The following is a 1,235-nucleotide window of genomic DNA, read 5'->3' on the forward strand; positions in this document are numbered from 1 at the left end:
TAAAAACTCTAAGCACTAAATTCTAAACTCTAAACAATATCAAAATTCAAATACCAAAGTTTAAATAGAAAGGGACGTCGCTTCGTTCGTTTGAATTTTGAGCTTTGAAATTATTTAGGATTTAGAGTTTAGGATTTAGAAATTTGAGTTAAGTAGCGTTTCGTGTTGGTAATTTTCTTTTTCTGCGAGCATATAAAAAGCGTGTCACCAGCGCTTTTTTCTGTTGTTCGGTAATGCCACGATGCCGATGAAGCAATTCTGCCAATGGCGCGTTGATGCCACCCTCAACCGCATTGGTTGTGTTGGGAATATACGGATCACTGGTGAAGAGAAACATATTCGGTAGCGCATGCAGAATCAATGATCGGACTGCTCGAAGTTTCCGATGCGTATGCCATTTCCTGCCGGTCACCGGATTCAGGCTTTTTTCCTTGAGAAATGATTCGTATCGCACATCCCATGCCAGAAAAGAGTCACGCCACCGGTTTGCATCGGGGGATGTTTTTGTCTGTGCCAAGTTTCTCACCAAAACCCGCAGCTCTTGTCCTGCGAACGTCTGTGGATTTCTCGTGAGCCATGCCAGAGACAATCGGATGATATGAGCAATACACCGCTGGTGAGGTGTATGTGGAAATACTGATTTTGAAGCCTTGAGAAGCCCTTTTTGCCCGTCAGAAACGATGGCGTGTGGTTGATGGTGAGATGAGATACGAACGAGCAGGGGGTGCCAAATATCAAATCGCTCATGAGATACAAATGACCACGCGAGCGGTTGGCCAGAAATCGTATCATAGGCAACAACCAATACAGTTTGTTTTGAGATTGTTGTTCCATCCAACACGACGACCGGAGGATGAATCAGTACGCGTGTCTGTACGGGGATTGGCGGCGCGTTTGACACCTTCAATCGCCGCGAGAGCGTGGTGCGATGCACACGCAAACGCCGAGCAATAGATGTCAGTGAAGCCATGCCGAGCATCCACTGATTGTGTAGCGCGTTTCTGTTGCGACGCGTAACATCAGCACGCTTCCAGCATCGTCCACGACGGCAACGAACGCATTGCCACCGCACTGACCGCGCTCTTGTATATCCCCAACGAATCATGTGTTGTTTGCACAGCGAACAACGTTTTTTTTGTGCGATTATGGATGTTCATTCCATAATGGTGTGCCAAAACAAGAAAAAAGCCAGAAAAGATACTGCTTTTCTGGCTTTTCCACCAACACTATTTGCT

1 protein-coding gene is annotated in these 1,235 nt (G+C 46.2%); it reads right to left on the bottom strand.

Going from position 1 to position 1,235, the window contains the following annotated elements; translation table 11 throughout:
- Positions 1–148 precede the first annotated feature (148 nt).
- Positions 149–970 carry a transposase gene (locus Q7R76_07265; GenBank protein MDO8643338.1) on the bottom strand — a complete coding sequence of 274 codons (822 nt, stop codon included), beginning with the start codon at positions 968–970 and terminating at the stop codon, positions 149–151.
- Positions 971–1,235 lie beyond the last annotated feature (265 nt).

The organism is Candidatus Woesearchaeota archaeon (assembly GCA_030651375.1).
In the GTDB taxonomy this organism is placed as follows: domain Archaea; phylum Nanobdellota; class Nanobdellia; order Woesearchaeales; family UBA12501; genus JAUSFM01.

Excerpts from the sequence above, each read along its gene's own strand:
- Q7R76_07265 (MDO8643338.1), bottom strand. The coding sequence starts at position 970 with ATGGCTTCACTGACATCTATTGCTCGGCGTTTGCGTGTGCATCGCACC.